Below are 16,571 nucleotides of genomic sequence, written 5' to 3'. Positions count from 1 at the left end.
CCTTTTTTTTGTAATAAATTCTAAATTGTTTGACATATTAATTTAGAACAGGTATATATTATCCTTAATTACAGGTATTAAAAAGTAAAAGTAGCAACTGCTTTTCTATGTAAAACAGGCAGGTTTAAAGGTGTTTGAATCGAGGAGGTAAGCGTGAAATTAAGTTTCTGTAAAGCGTTAAAAAATGTAAAGATAATTGTTAAATAACCATATGTTTCGTTATTTTAGGAAAGGATTACACTTATGTTGTATATTCATATTTAATCAAATCACCAAAACAGAAATTAGATGATTAAAAATTTACTCGGTAAAGCCACGCTTTGCGGTACTTTACTCCTGGCAGGAACAGCAATGCTGTCTGCTCAAAAAAATGGAAGTTCTGAATTGCCCTTAGACCCTAATGTCAGAACCGGAAAACTAGAGAATGGACTTACTTATTATGTAAGGCATAACGAAGAACCAAAGGATCGTGCGAGTTTTTATATTGTGCAGAATGTAGGTGCAATTCTCGAAAATGACGATCAGAATGGATTGGCTCACTTTTTAGAGCATATGGCCTTTAATGGAACAGAAAATTTTCCAGGAAAAGGTGTGCTGAATTACCTTGAAAAATATGGTGTTGCATTTGGACGTAATATTAATGCCTATACCAATGTTGACGAAACGGTTTACAATTTAAGTAATATTCCAACCTCGAACGAGAATCTTTTGGATTCGGCACTATTGGTATTGCACGATTGGTCGAATTATCTTAGCCTTGAAGGAGAAGAAATTGATAGTGAACGTGGCGTAATTCGCGAAGAGTGGAGAACCAGAAGATCGGGTGGTATGCGTGCTTATTTGGAGCAAAGTAAAGTAATTTACAAAGGTTCAAAGTATGCGAAACGCGATGTGATTGGTAGCCTTGATGTGATTAATAACTTCGATCACAAGGTAATTCGCGATTTTTATCACGATTGGTATCGTACAGACCTTCAGGCAATTATTGTTGTAGGAGATATTGACGCTGAGAAGTTTGAACAGAAAATCAAAGAAATGTTTGCTCATATTCCTGCAGTTGAAAATCCAAAGGAAAGAGTATATTACGATGTTCCTGGTAACAAAGAGGCAATTGTAGGAATTATTACCGATCCGGAAGTTAGCAACTACAAATTCGATATTTTCTACAAGCACAAAGCAACTCCTTTTAAGGAGAAAAACTTGCAGTACTATCGCAATTCAATTATCGAGAATTTGCATTCCAGCATTTTGGGTAATCGTTTAAATGAACTGCTTCAGAAAGGAAATGCGCCCTTTATTAATGCATTTGGAGCATATTACAACCGTGCTCGTAAAATGGATGTATATCACAATAGTGTTACATTGAAAGAAGACAATTTGCTTGGGGGTATTGAAACCTTCCTTAAGGAGATTGAAAGAGCCAACAAACATGGCGTTGTAGCAACTGAGTTGGAAAGAGCTAAAACCGAAATGTTGAGCAGGGTTGAAAAGCAATATAAAGATCGTAACAAGCAAAATAACGACCGTTTGGTGCGAGGTTATACAAGACATTATTTGGTAAACGAACCAGCTCCAGGTATCGAATTCGAGTTCGAAGCAATGAAAAAATTGTTGCCAGGTATTACAGCTGAGGAAGTGAATGCATTCTCTAAAAAGTGGATGACCAAAGAGAATATCATAATTACCTTTACTGCTCCAGAAAAAGAAGGTGTAGAACTGCCAAGCGAAGAACAACTATTAGCCGTTGTTGATAAGGTGAAAAAGGCTGAATTAAAACCTTACGTTGATAAGGTAATTACCGAACCTTTAATTGCTGAAACTCCTAAAGCCGGAAATGTAAGTAAAGAAGCAAAACTTGATGCATTTGAAGCTACAGAATGGACTTTGGCTAATGGTGCAAAAGTTGTTGTGAAAAAGACCGATTTTAAAGAGAATGAAATTCGCATGCAAGCCTTCAGTACAGGTGGTAATTCACTTTATGCAGTTGAAGATCTTGCTTCAGCAGAAATGGCCGGTGGATTCATCGCAAACTTTGGATTGGGCAAATTCGACCAAACAAGTCTTCAAAAGTTATTAACGGGTAAATCGGTGCGTGTTGCTCCTTATATCAGCGAATTAAGCGAAGGATTTAATGGAAATTCGTCGGTTAAGGATTTTGAAACCATGCTTCAATTGTTGCACATGTATTTTGTAGCGCCTCGCTTCGATAATGATGCTTTTACTGCATTAAAAGGAAGATACAAGGCTTATGTGGCAAATATGGGAACCGATGTAAATAAAGCATTTAGAGATTCTGTTTCAACTACAACAACCGATCATCACCCAAGAACCATCTTGTTCAACACCAAAATGATTGAAAGTTTGGATCTTGAAACCATGAAACGAGTATACCAGGAAAGATTTGTGGATGCAAGCGACTTTACCTTTGTATTTGTAGGTAATATTGATATCGCGAAAGCAAAACCAATGATTGAAACATACATTGGAAGCATTAAGGATATCGATCGTGAAGAAAACTGGAAAGACAATGGAGTAGATTATCCTGAAAAAGATACTTACAACCATTTTTCAAGAGCAATGGAAACGCCTAAAACTACCATTCACATCGACCTTCACGGTGATATCAAATACACAAGAGAGAATCGTATTATGATGAATGTTGTTTCTGAATTGTTGGATAAAAGATATACCGATGTAATTCGCGAACAAGAAGGTGGAACTTATGGTGTAGGTGTTAGAGCTTATGTAGATAAATTCCCTCGCGAAGAATACAATTTAATTGTTCGTTTCGATACTGATCCTGCTAAAGCAGACAAGTTGAAAGGAATTGTGTACGATGAAATTCAGGCGCTGTTTACCAAGGGAATTAAAGAGGATGACCTGGTTGAAGCCAAGAAAAACTTTGTGAAGGAATACCAGGAAAATCTTCGTAAGAATGGTTATTGGATCAATGCAATTAATCGTTACTACAGATACGACGAAAGCGTGATGTCTGTTGAAGACTACGAAAAAATGATCAATTCGATCAGCAAAGAAAAAGTAGAGAAGTTTGCTAAGAAATACTTTACAAAACCAGGAAAAGTTGAGGTGGTAATGTCACCAAAACAATAAGATTTCCGACTTCACTTTTAAAATAATAGAAGAGGCTGCCAGTTTGGTGGCCTCTTTTTGTTGTTATGAAGGCTGGGTTTTGGCAAGATCATTTTATCCCTTAAAAAAAAGCAAAAAACATGTGAAATTTAGAATACAACTAAAAAGCAAAAAACAGCTAAGCATAATCACTGTTAGGTCAATAATTCTTGTTATTTTAGATCAAATCAAAATCAATAATTATGATACTACAAATTTCTGATTGGTGGACTGCCATGGATATCGTTGAAAAGATATACTGGGGGATCTCCGTTCCATTTTCAGTGCTGTTTCTCATTCAAATGGTGATGACCTTTTTAGGGGGTGATGTTGATGATGTTGCAGCCGATGGAGATGCAGATGTGTCGGGAGATACAGGAATCGACTTTCAGTTTCTGACATTAAAGAACCTGATAGCATTTTTTACCATTTTTGGTTGGACCGGAATTATCTGTCTGCACATGGGGTTTGGCCCAGGACTGGCAACTTTTATTGCCACCATCGCAGGTCTGATTATGATGGTTATTATGGCCTCAATCATGTATTTTATGGGAAAACTTACCGAAGAAGGAACCCTAAATCTAAACAATGCCATTGGTAAAGTTGGCAATGTCTACCTCACCATCCCGGCTTCAAGAAAAGGCATGGGTAAAATTCAAATTCAGGTACAAGGATTACAAACACTCGACGCAATAACCGACGCCGAAAAAGACATTAAAACCGGTGCTGTAGTTGAAGTTATCGAAATTCTAAACGATCAAATTTTGGTTGTATACCCAATCGGATAATCAATTTATAAACGTTAAACCCTATTAAATAACAAAACATTATGGGAGAATATATAGTTCTTTTAATTACTGCTGCAGTAATATTCGTATTTGTCCTTATTGTATCCTTCTTTAAGAGATACAAGCGCTGTCCGTCCGACCGGGTATTGGTTGTGTACGGTAAAGTAGGAAAAGGTGGTGGCGCAGAATCGCGCTCGGCCAAGTGTATTCATGGTGGTGCGGCATTTGTATGGCCAATCATTCAGGATTATGCTTTCCTTGATCTTACACCAATTTCGATCGAAATTAACCTGACAAATGCTTTGAGTAAGCAGAACATTCGTGTTGATGTGCCTTCGAGATTTACTGTAGGTGTTTCAACAGAATCTGGCGTAATGACCAATGCTGCTGAGCGTCTTCTGGGATTATCGCAGGTAGATATCAGTAATCTTGCAAAAGATATCATTTTTGGTCAGTTGCGTTTGGTTGTGGCTACCATGGATATCGAGGAGATTAACAGCAACCGTGATAAGTTCCTTGCTGCTGTATCATCTAATGTAGAGGCGGAATTGAAGAAGATTGGTTTGAAGCTGATCAACGTAAACGTAACGGATATCAACGATGAATCGGGATATATCGAAGCTTTGGGTAAGGAAGCTGCTGCAAAAGCGATTAATGACGCGAAGAAGAGCGTAGCTGAGAAAAACCGTGATGGTTCCATTGGTGAGGCAAATGCATTGCAAGAGCAACGTGTACAGGTAGCTGCTGCAGATGCTTCGGCTGTTGAAGGGGAGAATACCGCTAAAATTACGGTTGCAAACTCTGATGCAGACAGACGTGAGAAAGAAGCAGAAGCTGAACGATTGGCAGTTGCAGCAGAGAAAGTTGCTTCGGCACGAGCATTAGAGGAAGCGTATTCGGCTGAGCAAAAAGCCGAGGCTGCCCGTGCAATTCGTGATAAAGCATCGCAGACAGCAGATATCGTTGTACCTGCACAAATCGATAAAGAAAAGATTGAGATTGCTGCAGAAGCGATTGCGGAACAAACTCGTCGTCATGCGAAAGGGGAGGCAGATGCAATTTACATGAAGATGGAAGCAGAAGCGAAAGGGATCTACGAGATTTTGAGTAAGCAAGCTGAAGGTTTCGATAAGATTGTGAATGCAGCCGGTGACGATGCTAAAGATGCTGTAATGTTAATGATTGCAGACAAATTGCCAGAACTGGTTTCTACCCAGGTTGAAGCAATTAAGAACATCAAGATTGATAAGGTTACTGTTTGGGAAAATGGGAACGGCAAGGATGGTAAAACATCAACTGCGAACTTTATGCAAGGCATGATGGGATCGATTCCTCCAATGGAAGAATTGTTTAAAATGGCTGGTATGGAATTGCCTACTTATCTTGGGAAAAAGGTAGAAGAAAACAAGGAAACTGTAGATTTCGAAGATGTTACCGATCAGGAAAACAAAGATGAGGAATAAGCAGATTTCTAAATCATAAGAAAAGGAGCATCGTTTGGTGCTCCTTTTTGTTTGAAATCCCTCTATTGAGATTCTTTTTACAACTGAAATTAAAGACTTTTTATTTGTATCAGTACTGACTTTGCTTAAGAGTAAATAAGGTGAGGCTCAATTTTTAGTCTCAAGCCTATCGGGATTTAAGTCTCTCAAATCGGGCTGTGTATCATTCTGGACAAGAGTTGTTAATATTCCTATCGCTCCAATGATAATGAGTCTGAGTAGGAGGCTTTTTAAATATAAACTCTTGTTTTTTTGATATTTAATGAATGTGATAATTAATGCAAGAGAACAAGCTGTTATGCCAATATTAAAAAGAAGACTAGCATAAGGATAATGCATCAATTTAAACAATACCGAGATTAATAATAAGGGCAGAGCATAACTGGAAATCATTGTTTCAAGCGATGCTTTTACATCATTTTTAACGATTAACTTTCTGATTTTATTTGATAATGGATCTTTGCTGTTTAAATAAAATAAAAAGTAAAATACGGCTAAAATGTGAATTGAAACAGAGAGAATTATTCCTGCATATGCTAATTCAAGATATTTGAATAACAAACCAGTTAATACTCCTATAATTACAATAATTTCTACTTTTTTCATTGAAATAAGATTAAGAATGCAAGGTCAATTCCTCAGCTTCAAAAGCTGTTAATTTTTCTTCTATAAAAGAGTAATCTTTGATTAGTTTAAATGTGATAATAGCGGCAGGAATAAAGAAAACTCCTAATATCATTTCGGCCATAGAGTAATCAATTAAACCTTGTATTGTCTCTTCGTCTTCAAAGAATTTAGATACGATATTACTCACAAAGTTTGAAAGAATCCATAGTACCCACCAAAAAGTAATTAAGCTTGTCATGTTGATAAAAGAGTAATCCTCCGAGAATTCAAGCAGTTTCTTTTTGGAATCATTATACATCTCATTCATAATTTTGTATGGAATAAAAAGGCTGGCAATGGGAACAATCCAACCCCAAATGGCCCAACTTTTATTATACGAGGGGTGTTTAAATCTGGTATGGTAATTTTTATAGCCTCGATAAAACCATATGGCAAATAAAACTGCTGAACCAATAAAAGCTAAATAATGAACCAGCATAATTAATGTATGTCTGATATCATTGTCTTCTGCCATTTGTGTGGTTACAGTTTCACCATTTAAAGCTGATGTAAGCAAATTATACTGCATGTAGTGTGACAGCATACCCAATAATTGAGTGGCAAGAACCAACCACATCACCCACATTAGAGCATTAGCCAGCTTTTGATTAGGAAGGATGAATTTGCTGACTTCCAGTTTTTTTTGGATCGTTTTTTCATCTTGAACATAGTCGGAGCAAATCTCTTCAAAAATTGGTTTGGCATCAGTTAATGAGCAGAGAATCCCTTGTTGTGTATCGAATTTACGATTTTCACAGGATTTGCATGTTTCAATTTGTTTCATAGAATTTAAATAGATGTTTTGTCGATTTTTAAGGAATTAAAGTAACAATAATCATATGTCAAAACAAATGATAAGTTTTGTAAATGTTTAATAAAAAAACACCCCAGTCTTCCAAAAGGAAAACCGAGGTGATCACAAATTAACTATTCTACTACTAAGAAACTAAAAATGTGCTCAAATGTATTGAGCGGTGTTTGTTGTTGTTGTTTTATTAATTTTCGTCGGTTAGTAACATTAAATAATGTGCAGCCGACCACGAAAAATGATTTGCATTTAATCCCTCACCAGTAATTGGGTGATAGTTTTCACGGATAGGAGCATCTTGCAATAAGCCTTCTGCATTGTGCAGTAGTTTTTGTGTTAATGCGTCAGCTTCCTGTTTGTATCCGTAGTTTTTCAAAGCCTGAATCCCAAAGTAAGCCTGATCTAACCACACCGGGCCACGCCAATATCCTTTTAAAGGATTAAACTTGTGATGATCGGCCACCAGGGTAGGAAAGGGGACTTTAGTTGCGAACTTTGTACTGTCTGTTAATAAGGATTTAACTCCCTTTGCCTGCTCCTGGTTTGCGATTTTTGTATACAAAGGAATCCAACCTTCCGGTCCTTGTTGTACAGTTAATAATTTGCCTGTTTTAATGGCTCTATCGTAAAAGAATCCTTTATCAGCATCATAAAATTCTTTGGCAATTCTGTCTTTCAATAGGTTTGCCTGTGCGTAAAAGTTTCTTGCTTCTTCTTTCTTTTCCAACAAACTGGCCAACTGCGCCAATTGTTCTTTTTCGGCAAACAAGTATGCATTTAAATCTACCGATTCCTGATCCATCGACCATCCATGATCGTTATTCTGAAGCATTTTAGCATCGTCGAAACGCACCGCATTGTCCATACCGCTTTCCCACTTGGCAGCGATAATGGTTCCATCGGTCGAGCCATATTCACATAAACCATTCTGATCGTGATCGCGATATTGGTACCACCACTCATGGTATTTTACCAATTTAGGATACATGTTTCGAACAAAATCCAGGTCATTGGTTTTCTTGTAAATTTCCAGAACCGCCCATGCTGCCAATGGTGCTTTGGTGTCTCTCCAGTTGTTTTCTCTCGGATCGAAGTACACACAATCTGCTACCATTCCCATTTCATCCTGGTATTGAAACATAGACAGGATATTGCTTTTTGCCAGTTCAGGATTAAAACGAACCAATGCAACTGCCTGTTTCCAGCTATCCCACGACCAAAATCCGTAAAAACCTTGATATGCCGCCGAAGGAAATACTCCATCGTGCTGTAAATCGCCGGCAGGAGAGCGCCAGTTGGTGAGTAAGGTTTGAACACATTTTACGGCAAGGCGTCTGTTTTTTTCCTGCTCTAACAGTTCAGTTTCACTGCTTAAAGCTTCGCTTAAATATCCGTTCCAACGCAATTTATTATCCGTAAAAACTTGTTCAGGATTACTCAAATAAGTTTTTAAAAGTCCGGCTTCGGCAAGTTTTTCCTGCTCGTTAAAATAATGGGAGTGAAGAAGTGTAACTACAGTTTTTTCGCCAGCTTTTAATGATTGAACTTCCTTCAGGTCCATTTGGTAAGAAAGCTTGTCTTTGGTAATGCTCACTTCTTTTTTATCCTGGTTTTGAATCAGGAAAATCTCATCACTTTTTTCGTAGTTTACCTGAACTCCATTTGCATTCTTGGCCAATTGCAACTCTTTCTCGAACAATTGCCCTTTCCAGCCTATTTTAATTTGCTTTTCCTCTTTCGAAGTGTTGAGCACCGAAGTGTGAATCAGCGAAGTTCTGTTGCTGGCAAATACAAGCTGAATGTCTATTGTAAGTTTTGGCAACTGTAATTTTTGCTGCAGCATTCCTGGTTTGTAAATCATTTCAGCTTTTGCCTTGGTCAAATCTATTTGCTGATTTGTAGTCGCATCGGTCAATACCAGTTGAGATAGGTTTTTGCCCAACCATTGTCCCCACATTTTCATGCTCAACGGACCCGCAAATCCTCCATAGTAATCTGTACTGTCCTGATGTGGCAAAGCATATCCGTGCCACGCACCTAAATCAGAAAAACCAAAAGGTTTTAAATCATATTGTTTTGCCGGAATCCCTTGTATATTGAGCACATTGCTGTACTGCTCCTGAAAATCTACTGCTTGCTTCTCCTTTTTACCTGCCGAAGGATTCAGGCAGGATGAAAGAGAAATAATGCCTGCAATTAAACTAATGTATGTAAGTTTCATTGTATTATTTGTTGCCCCCTTTCGGGGATATAAAATCAATATTTTGTATATCTGATAATAGATTAACTCTGCCGAATCCTAAGAGATCCGACAAAGTGTTACTTTTATTTTACTCTCTTTTTGCTCAGTTCATTCAAGTCTTTTTCTCCACGAATTGGGCGAAGAATAAAACTGTATTGATATGGCTGAGATGGGATACAATACTCGGCATGAACCGGAGCTCCCCAGGAATTATCTCCACCAACTCCCATTTGTTTGTAATCAATTTGGAAACTGATTACATCGCCTTGTTTGATCGCATTACCATGTTTATTTGGCTTGTCTTTTCCGCCATGGTACAATTCCTTGTAATCGAAGCCAAGGGCCGAACCAGACAATAATGGTGCTCCAATAGCCATCAATCCTTTTCCCTCATTATTGCTTAAAGCAATCCAGCGTAGGTCCGTTTTATTTCCCGTTTCCTGAGGTCGAACGTATGGATGATATTGTTCCCAAACGCTTCCCTTGTAATGATCAATCATCGCACCTGACTTTCTATCCGACATGCTTTCCTGCGGACCTCTACCAAACCATTTGATGTTCGAAAACTCTTTTGGCAATTGCATTTGCATTCCCAAACGAGGCATCATTGGCAAATCATTCGATTTAGGAACAAATGTGTTTTCGATTTGTACATCGCCATTTCCTGATACCAGGTATTTGGTTTTGTAGGTGCTAGAAACGCTTGGCATAGAGTACTGAACCATCACCTCAATTTGTTGTGGAGATACTTGCTTGGAAACAATGGAAAGTAGTTCGCGTTCTTTACCAGCAGTTTTCCACACCTTGCATCTGGCTGGGGTACCATTCCCTAAGTCATTATCGGTAACCGCACGCCAGAAGAAAGGTTCTAAATCATTTTCAATTAGTTCAGTGCCATCTATTTTATACGAGCTCAGACTTCCATTTTCTTTGGAAATACGAATCTCAATGCCTTTTGCTTTTATTAGAATCTTATCCTGATCTTCCTGTAAATCCAGCTTAGCCAATTGTTTCGCATCTATTGCTTTCACCGCTTTGTACACAGGCAATTGGAACTGTTCCCATGCAATTCGGTGGCCTTTTGGAACCATTGGTTGTTCCACACTGCTGTGGGCTTCGAACAGCAAGAAATATTCTTTGCCGGCTTTCGCCTGAATATTTGGCATTTCGATGCAGAAAAATCTGCTGTCATGTGCAGGTAAATTCTTTGAATCAACTGTTCCCTTTGCAATTTCGGTGGCATCCTCTTTTAATGTCCAGGTAATATTGAATTCATCCAAACTGATAAAATCGAATCGATTCAGCAATTGGAATTGATTTACGCTATGATCTACCTTTTTAAATGCGATAGGTTGGTATACCTTTTTCACTTCCCAAATGTGAGGGTGAAGTTTTCTGTCGGCACTTACCAATCCGTTTGCACAGAAATTAGAGTCGTTCTGAACTTTGTAGACACCCATATCGCCACCATAGGCAAAAATGGTATCACCTTTTTCGTTGGTTTTTCTGAAAGTTTGATCTACCCAGTCCCAAATAAAACCACCTTGCAGCTGTCTGTGTTTGTAAATTAAATCCCAGTAGTCTTTTAAGTTTCCAACACTATTTCCCATAGCATGCGCGTACTCGCATTGAATTAACGGTCTGCTTTGAACATACTCAACGTACTTAATCATTTCCCACATGCGATCGTACATTGGGCAGAAAATATCGGTGTTAAACTCTCTTCCCGAATCTTCCGACTGAACAGGTCGGCTCGTGTCTCTTTCTTTGATCCATTTGTAGGTAGCGTGGAAGTTGCGCCCTCTTCCTGTTTCATTACCCAGCGACCAGATAATGATTGAAGCATGGTTCTTGCTTCTCTCCACCATGGAAACCGTTCTGTCCATAAATGCCTTTTTCCAGTTTGGCTTATCGGCCAGTGTTTTTTCCTTGTTGTAAGGTTCGCAACCGTGAGCTTCAATATTGGCTTCGTCAATCATGTACAGACCATACTCATCGCACAGTTCGTACCAGCGTTCGCGATTTGGATAGTGAGAATTTCGAACGGCATTAATGTTGAATTGCTTCATTAACAGAATGTCCTGAATCATCGATTCTTCCGAAATTACTCTACCATTTTCCATATCGTGTTCGTGACGATTTACGCCACGAATGGTAATTGGAACGCCATTAACCTGCAGCAATCCGTTCTTTATTTCACTGGTACGGAAACCAATTTTTCTTCGAATTACCTCAATGGTTCTTTTACCTGATTTTAATTCGATTTGAAGCGTATACAAATTAGGAGTTTCGGCCGTCCACTTGTGAACATTTGGAATGCTTTCCGAGAAAATAAAATCATTATCGCCTTGCTTTAATTTGCTGTTCGACTTCAAGTTTACGATCTCTTTTTTTCCATCAAGAATGCTTACTTCCACCGATCGGCTGCTATTTTTTGCAGCAATCTGATTGACCTTAACATTCAGTGAAAACTCGCCATTGGTATAGGTTTCGTCCAAACCAGCTTTCACAAAGAAATCTCTAATGTGAGTTTTGGGTCTGGCATACAGGTAAACATCGCGCTCAAAACCGCTTACTTTCCAATAGTCCTGATCTTCGAGGTAACTTCCATCGCTAAAGCGATATATTTCTACAGCCAGTTGATTCTTACCTGTTTTTACATACTTAGTCAGGTTAAATTCTGCAGGAGTTTTACTGCCCTGTGTGTATCCAACTTTTTTTCCGTTCACCCAAACGTAAGCAGCAGATCTTACACCTCCAAAATGGATGTAGATTTCCTGTCCTTTCCAGTTTTGAGGAATGGTAAATTCTCTTTTGTACGATCCAACAGGATTATAATCGTGAGGGATATAAGGTTCGTTGTTCGGAAAAGGATACGAAACATCGGTATAGATTGGCACACCATATCCTTCCAGTTCCCAATGAGCAGGAACTTTAATATCATCCCATTTCGAAACGTCGTAGTTGGTTTTGTAAAAATCTACCGGACGATCGGCAGGTTTTCGAACCCAGTTAAATTTCCAGGTTCCGTTCAAGCTAAGGTGGTAGCTCGAATTGGCTTTATCATTTTGAATGGCCTTGTTTTCGGTTCGGTAAGCAAAAAACATGGCTCTTGCCTGTTCTTTATTTACGCCAACAACCTGGGGATTTTCCCAGTCGTTTTGTGTGCTTTTCTCTTGAGCAAAAATACCCTGGTAGAAGAGAAGAAGCATAATCGTTAAAAGTGTTCTCATTACAATTTAGATCTCAGACATGGCAATGTTTTTCTTTCCAAAACACATGTCTATTTGCGTTTAATAATTTAAAGTTTGAGTAGAAAAGGGAATCCGGTAACAATTACCACAACCCTAACCGGATTGCCCTTTTCATGAAGTGTGGATCTTTACGATCCGTGTTTGTTGTTTGTGTATTTGGTAATTAATGTATTCCTGATTTCATTGTATACATCCAACACTTTTTGCATGTTTTCATGACACTTTTCGGTCAGGAATTCCTTCGCCTTTTTAGGGCTTTTATCATATAGTTTTTTGGCTTGCTTGTCATTTTCTTCAATCTGCTTGAAAAAATCTTCTTGCAATGGCTCTCTCATTGTAAACATATCCTGTACAGCATCCTGCCATCTTAAATAGAGCAGGTTATCCACAAAATCGATGGCCCAGCGAGCCGATCTTGGATCGTACTGGTTCGGGTCATAAATTTTATAAGACTCATGAATTTCCTGCGTTCCACAATAAATTGGAACATATGGCGAAGTATACTGGTTATCCTGGAATACCCAGTAAATCCCACCTATAGGATCTGGCAGCCATGATCGCAGCTGGCAAATCATACCATAATTACCTTTAGATACATTTCTACGATTGGTAATATCGAGTAATTCGCGCATTGCCTTTGTTGGGAAAGGAGTAGTTAGTGGACTTTTCACCAATTTGCCTTCCTTGTTAGGTATATACCAATCGGGATCCGATGTTTTGTCGTAAATGGTTCCTTCGAAGGTAGAGCGCTGGAATTCCATAATATCCCGAACAGATATTTTTTTCTCCGGCTTCACAGAAAAAGGGTAGATAGAAATATCTTCAACATATTGATGATAGGCATCTTGTCCGGTAAACGGATCGCTCAATTTACGATCAGGCCAGTCTTTGTAATTCGGTGCATATTTTGAGTAAAATAGCCAGAATCTTCCGCTCGACCATTCACGCAATGTTGGGCTGTAGGCTTCCTGCCAGATAAATGGTTTCCCCGATTTCGGATCGTACCATCCATGATCGATGGCTACTTGCTTGTAGTTCTTCGAAGCCATGAACCATTCAGGTTGACTTAAATCAATCTCCTTGATAATGCTCCAGTTGGGTACAATGGCAATATGATCGTCGGGTACTCTTTGCGCAGCCCAAATGGCTCCCGATTTGCCTGAATTTGGCTCCCAGTCTTTTCCAACCGCTACAATTTCCAATACCCATACTTCGTCAGGATCTGCAATACATAGTGCTTCCGATTCTGGTCCGCAGGAAGGCAGAAAACCATATTCCTCCATCAGCGAAGTAATCAGCTTAATCGCTTCACGAGCTGTTTTGCATCTTTGTAGAGCAAAAATCTGAGCTTGCTCTACTGTCATGATCTGCTTGCCAGAATCTCTGTCAACCTGTAGTTCTTTCTTCTGGCTCAAGGTACTTTCTGCAATTGCCAACTGAAACTCATTCATGTGCGAGTAGGCAGAATGGAAATAGGTGTAGGTTTGTTGAACCTGTGGCACATAGCCCAGAATTTCGCCATATTCTTCCAGTCCGCCATTGATCTCTTGCAGTCCGTAGTACACAGGTGCTTTAGAACCAGCAGGAAATTTCTTACCATGTACCACTCTTATCCTGGTATCGTTACCACCATAAGTATGCGAAGTAATTACAGAACCATCTACTGTTGCTTTTTTACCGGCTACAATATCGGTACATGCATGACTTTTCGGAAGTATCAGGCAAGCAAAAATTGTTAGTATGATTAGTTTTTTCATCTTTTCAGAAATTGGTTTCGAGAAGCTGTATGTTATCTCAAGTTCTCTGTTTTTAATCATTCATTGCTAATTATTCATTGGCAATTGGCATCTCCAGCCATTTCTCCAATGTCTTGATAATCTCCTTTTTCATTTCAGGAGGAAAGTGTCTTATGCGGGTGCCATGCGCCCCTTCCGGGTTCACAAATTTCTTACATTTAGTATTCTCTTTTAGATCAACAGCTGTAGCCGACCAGGTATCCCATTCACCATAAATGAAAAGCATTCTTTCTGCATCAGATTGAAGCCATTGGTTCACTTCAATCATGGCTTCCGGATTAAATTTCCTGATTGGTTCATTTGGGAAAACATGATCAAAAGTCAAATCCTCTTCATAGTCCAAATATGCCTTGAAGGGTTCTATCTCATAGCTGTACATGCCAATTTGGCTCAATGCCTGGTGGTAGAAAGCAAGGCTAGGCTTTAGACTGATCTCGTCGAAGAAATCCATACCCGAAACGCGTACCAGGTGTTGGAATAATACTGAAGCTTCAGTATCAGAAGAAGGAATGTCTTCACATTTTGTTCCTCCCCATTGCCAGAAGGCAAACGAATATTCCAAAATGGATAGGTCAAGCGCTTTTTCAAGTCCCATCGAGAAAGAATAGCCTTTTTCTTCGGCATGAGCTTTTGCCAATGGAAGCATGTTTTTCTTGTTTTTGAAACAGGCCAATTGAAAGTCATAAATTTTATCACGGCATTCCTTACTGCCAACACTGGCAAGGTGTTCGTGAATTCTTTTGTCTTCACGAGCCAGGTTATGAGGTGCTACATAAGGCACACTTACATCCACATCATTTGGATAGAAAAAGCGGTGGTAAATTGTGGTTTGTCCACCCTTGCTAATTCCTGTGGTAATCCATTTGTTCTGATAAATATTCTTCAGTGCCTGTATCACTTTGTGTTGATCAGCTGCAGCTTGTTTAATGTTCAGATATTTCCAATCAAGACTATCAGGCATTGAATTTTTAAAATATCGATGCTCAATGGTAAGCTGGTTGGCATCCAAAAGCTTGCTTAATTCTCCGGCTCTTTCGGTCCAGATATTGTATCCCTGAATTTCAACCACCATTGGTTTTTCAATGGCATGATGTCCCAACAGAACTCTTTGTTTGAAAGTTCCGGCTTCAGGGTTTTCATGATCTAAAGGCTGCGTAAAGTATAGCTCGTAATATTCTGTGTAGCTTGTATCTCCGCTTATTTTTTGCACTGTTACATCGGGCAGCTGTTCAAGTCGCTCTACCAGGCTCTTTGGTTGAGTACATGCAGCAAGACCAATGCTTAGTACAAAGAGAAGTGAGAAAATTTTAGTTCTTAGTTTGTTCATGATTCGTTTTTGTTATTATCTGAAAATAAATCCATCCTTTAATGGATCATTAGGATCGAAATAGAATTCATTTTGCCCCGTAATGGAGGCAGTTCCGCTCACTTCCGGGATAATGGCATCAATGCCTTCGTAATTACAAGTTTCCAGAACTTTCACACTCATACATGTTCCCAGAATACTCTCAATGATAATCTCCTCATTCATGGCTAACTCTCCTTTGGCAAAATGGATGGCTGCTCGGCCGCTAACACCCGAACCTGTTGAAGAGCGATCTACTTCGCCCTCGGCAAAAATGCACACGTTCCTACTGTGATGTTTTGGGTCTTTGGCTTCTCCAATGAAAATGGTTCCATACAGGAAACTCAGATCTTCTTCGATAGGATGTTTGATTTCAAACTGATCCATAACAGCATATTTGATTTTTCGGCCATAATCAATCAATCGGTTGTAATCCTTTTCATCCAGTTGTAAACCCAAATCTTCGGCTTGCACATAGGCATAAAAAGCACCACCATAGCCAATATCAAATTTTACTTTCCCAATTCCGGGAACATCAACAATTTGATCTTTTAAAGGCATAAAAGAAGGAACGTTCTGAAAACTCACCTTTTCAACTTTTCCGTTTTTTCGAAATGCTTTACAGGTAATTCTACCCGGAGGCGCATCAATTTTAATGATCGGATTTTGCTCATCGCGCACAATCATTCCGGTATCTAAAACCAATGTAACCAGTGCGATCATGGCATGGCCACACATGGTGCTGTAACCTTCGTTGTGCAGAAAGAAGGTACCAAAATCACCATCATCAGTAGTTGCTTCGGTAATAATCGCTCCGTACATATCTGCATGTCCGCGAGGTTCCCACATGGTTCCCGTTCTAATGTAATCGAAATGATCTCTAAAATATCGTCTCTTTTCCAGGATGGTATTTCCTTTTATTTCAGGTAGACCACTGGTGTATACTCTTAAAGGCTCGCCTCCTGTATGAAGATCAATGGTTTTAATTTTTAACCAATCCTGTGGAGCTTGCCACTTCCAATTATCTGTAATTTTCATAGC

General features: G+C 39.0%; 10 protein-coding genes. 3 read left to right on the top strand and 7 right to left on the bottom strand.

Features of this window, described 5'->3' with window-relative positions; translation table 11 throughout:
- The first annotated feature begins 288 nt into the window (after window positions 1–288).
- The 3 genes from ELS83_RS11310 to ELS83_RS11300 all read left to right on the top strand — a co-directional run bounded on the left by ELS83_RS11310 (window position 289) and on the right by ELS83_RS11300 (window position 5,380).
- Window positions 289–3,111, top strand: coding sequence for a M16 family metallopeptidase (locus tag ELS83_RS11310; protein WP_171595681.1), 2,823 nt, complete (start codon window positions 289–291; stop codon window positions 3,109–3,111).
- Between the two features lie 221 nt (window positions 3,112–3,332).
- Window positions 3,333–3,917, top strand: coding sequence for a hypothetical protein (locus tag ELS83_RS11305; protein ID WP_171595680.1), 585 nt, complete (start codon window positions 3,333–3,335; stop codon window positions 3,915–3,917).
- A 41-nt stretch (window positions 3,918–3,958) separates the two neighbouring features.
- Window positions 3,959–5,380 carry a flotillin family protein gene (locus ELS83_RS11300; RefSeq protein ID WP_171595679.1) on the top strand — a complete coding sequence of 474 codons (1,422 nt, stop codon included), beginning with the start codon at window positions 3,959–3,961 and terminating at the stop codon, window positions 5,378–5,380.
- A gap of 147 nt (window positions 5,381–5,527) precedes the next feature.
- Here the strand turns inward: ELS83_RS11300 and ELS83_RS11295 are convergent, their stop codons facing one another.
- The 7 genes from ELS83_RS11295 to ELS83_RS11265 all read right to left on the bottom strand — a co-directional run bounded on the left by ELS83_RS11295 (window position 5,528) and on the right by ELS83_RS11265 (window position 16,568).
- Window positions 5,528–6,025, bottom strand: a complete 498-nt coding sequence (locus ELS83_RS11295) for a hypothetical protein (RefSeq protein WP_171595678.1) — start codon at window positions 6,023–6,025, stop codon at window positions 5,528–5,530.
- A 10-nt stretch (window positions 6,026–6,035) separates the two neighbouring features.
- Window positions 6,036–6,869 (bottom strand): DUF4328 domain-containing protein, encoded by an 834-nt coding sequence (locus tag ELS83_RS11290; RefSeq protein ID WP_171595677.1) that lies wholly within the window; start codon window positions 6,867–6,869, stop codon window positions 6,036–6,038.
- A gap of 211 nt (window positions 6,870–7,080) precedes the next feature.
- Entirely contained in the window at window positions 7,081–9,114 is a 2,034-nt protein-coding gene (locus ELS83_RS11285; RefSeq protein ID WP_171595676.1) for an MGH1-like glycoside hydrolase domain-containing protein, read from the bottom strand.
- Window positions 9,115–9,218: 104 nt separating this feature from the next.
- Window positions 9,219–12,368 carry a beta-galactosidase, LacZ type gene (gene lacZ / locus ELS83_RS11280; RefSeq protein WP_171595675.1) on the bottom strand — a complete coding sequence of 1,050 codons (3,150 nt, stop codon included), beginning with the start codon at window positions 12,366–12,368 and terminating at the stop codon, window positions 9,219–9,221.
- Window positions 12,369–12,517: 149 nt separating this feature from the next.
- Window positions 12,518–14,146, bottom strand: coding sequence for a dipeptidase (locus ELS83_RS11275; RefSeq protein ID WP_171595674.1), 1,629 nt, complete (start codon window positions 14,144–14,146; stop codon window positions 12,518–12,520).
- A 70-nt stretch (window positions 14,147–14,216) separates the two neighbouring features.
- Window positions 14,217–15,512 (bottom strand): S28 family serine protease, encoded by a 1,296-nt coding sequence (locus ELS83_RS11270; RefSeq protein ID WP_171595673.1) that lies wholly within the window; start codon window positions 15,510–15,512, stop codon window positions 14,217–14,219.
- Window positions 15,513–15,527: 15 nt separating this feature from the next.
- Window positions 15,528–16,568, bottom strand: coding sequence for a proline racemase family protein (locus ELS83_RS11265; RefSeq protein ID WP_171595672.1), 1,041 nt, complete (start codon window positions 16,566–16,568; stop codon window positions 15,528–15,530).
- Window positions 16,569–16,571: the final 3 nt, after the last annotated feature.

This window comes from Marinifilum caeruleilacunae (genome assembly GCF_013141825.1).
GTDB classification, from domain to species: domain Bacteria; phylum Bacteroidota; class Bacteroidia; order Bacteroidales; family Marinifilaceae; genus Marinifilum; species Marinifilum caeruleilacunae.
This window is presented reverse-complemented; position numbering and strand designations above follow the sequence as displayed.

Bases quoted from the DNA above. Each gene is read 5' to 3' on its own strand.
- ELS83_RS11310 (WP_171595681.1), top strand. From the start codon at position 289: ATGATTAAAAATTTACTCGGTAAAGCCACGCTTTGCGGTACTTTACTC.
- ELS83_RS11305 (WP_171595680.1), top strand. From the start codon at position 3,333: ATGATACTACAAATTTCTGATTGGTGGACTGCCATGGATATCGTTGAA.
- ELS83_RS11300 (WP_171595679.1), top strand. From the start codon at position 3,959: ATGGGAGAATATATAGTTCTTTTAATTACTGCTGCAGTAATATTCGTA.
- ELS83_RS11295 (WP_171595678.1), bottom strand. From the start codon at position 6,025: ATGAAAAAAGTAGAAATTATTGTAATTATAGGAGTATTAACTGGTTTG.
- ELS83_RS11290 (WP_171595677.1), bottom strand. From the start codon at position 6,869: ATGAAACAAATTGAAACATGCAAATCCTGTGAAAATCGTAAATTCGAT.
- ELS83_RS11285 (WP_171595676.1), bottom strand. From the start codon at position 9,114: ATGAAACTTACATACATTAGTTTAATTGCAGGCATTATTTCTCTTTCA.
- lacZ (WP_171595675.1), bottom strand. From the start codon at position 12,368: ATGAGAACACTTTTAACGATTATGCTTCTTCTCTTCTACCAGGGTATT.
- ELS83_RS11275 (WP_171595674.1), bottom strand. From the start codon at position 14,146: ATGAAAAAACTAATCATACTAACAATTTTTGCTTGCCTGATACTTCCG.
- ELS83_RS11270 (WP_171595673.1), bottom strand. From the start codon at position 15,512: ATGAACAAACTAAGAACTAAAATTTTCTCACTTCTCTTTGTACTAAGC.
- ELS83_RS11265 (WP_171595672.1), bottom strand. From the start codon at position 16,568: ATGAAAATTACAGATAATTGGAAGTGGCAAGCTCCACAGGATTGGTTA.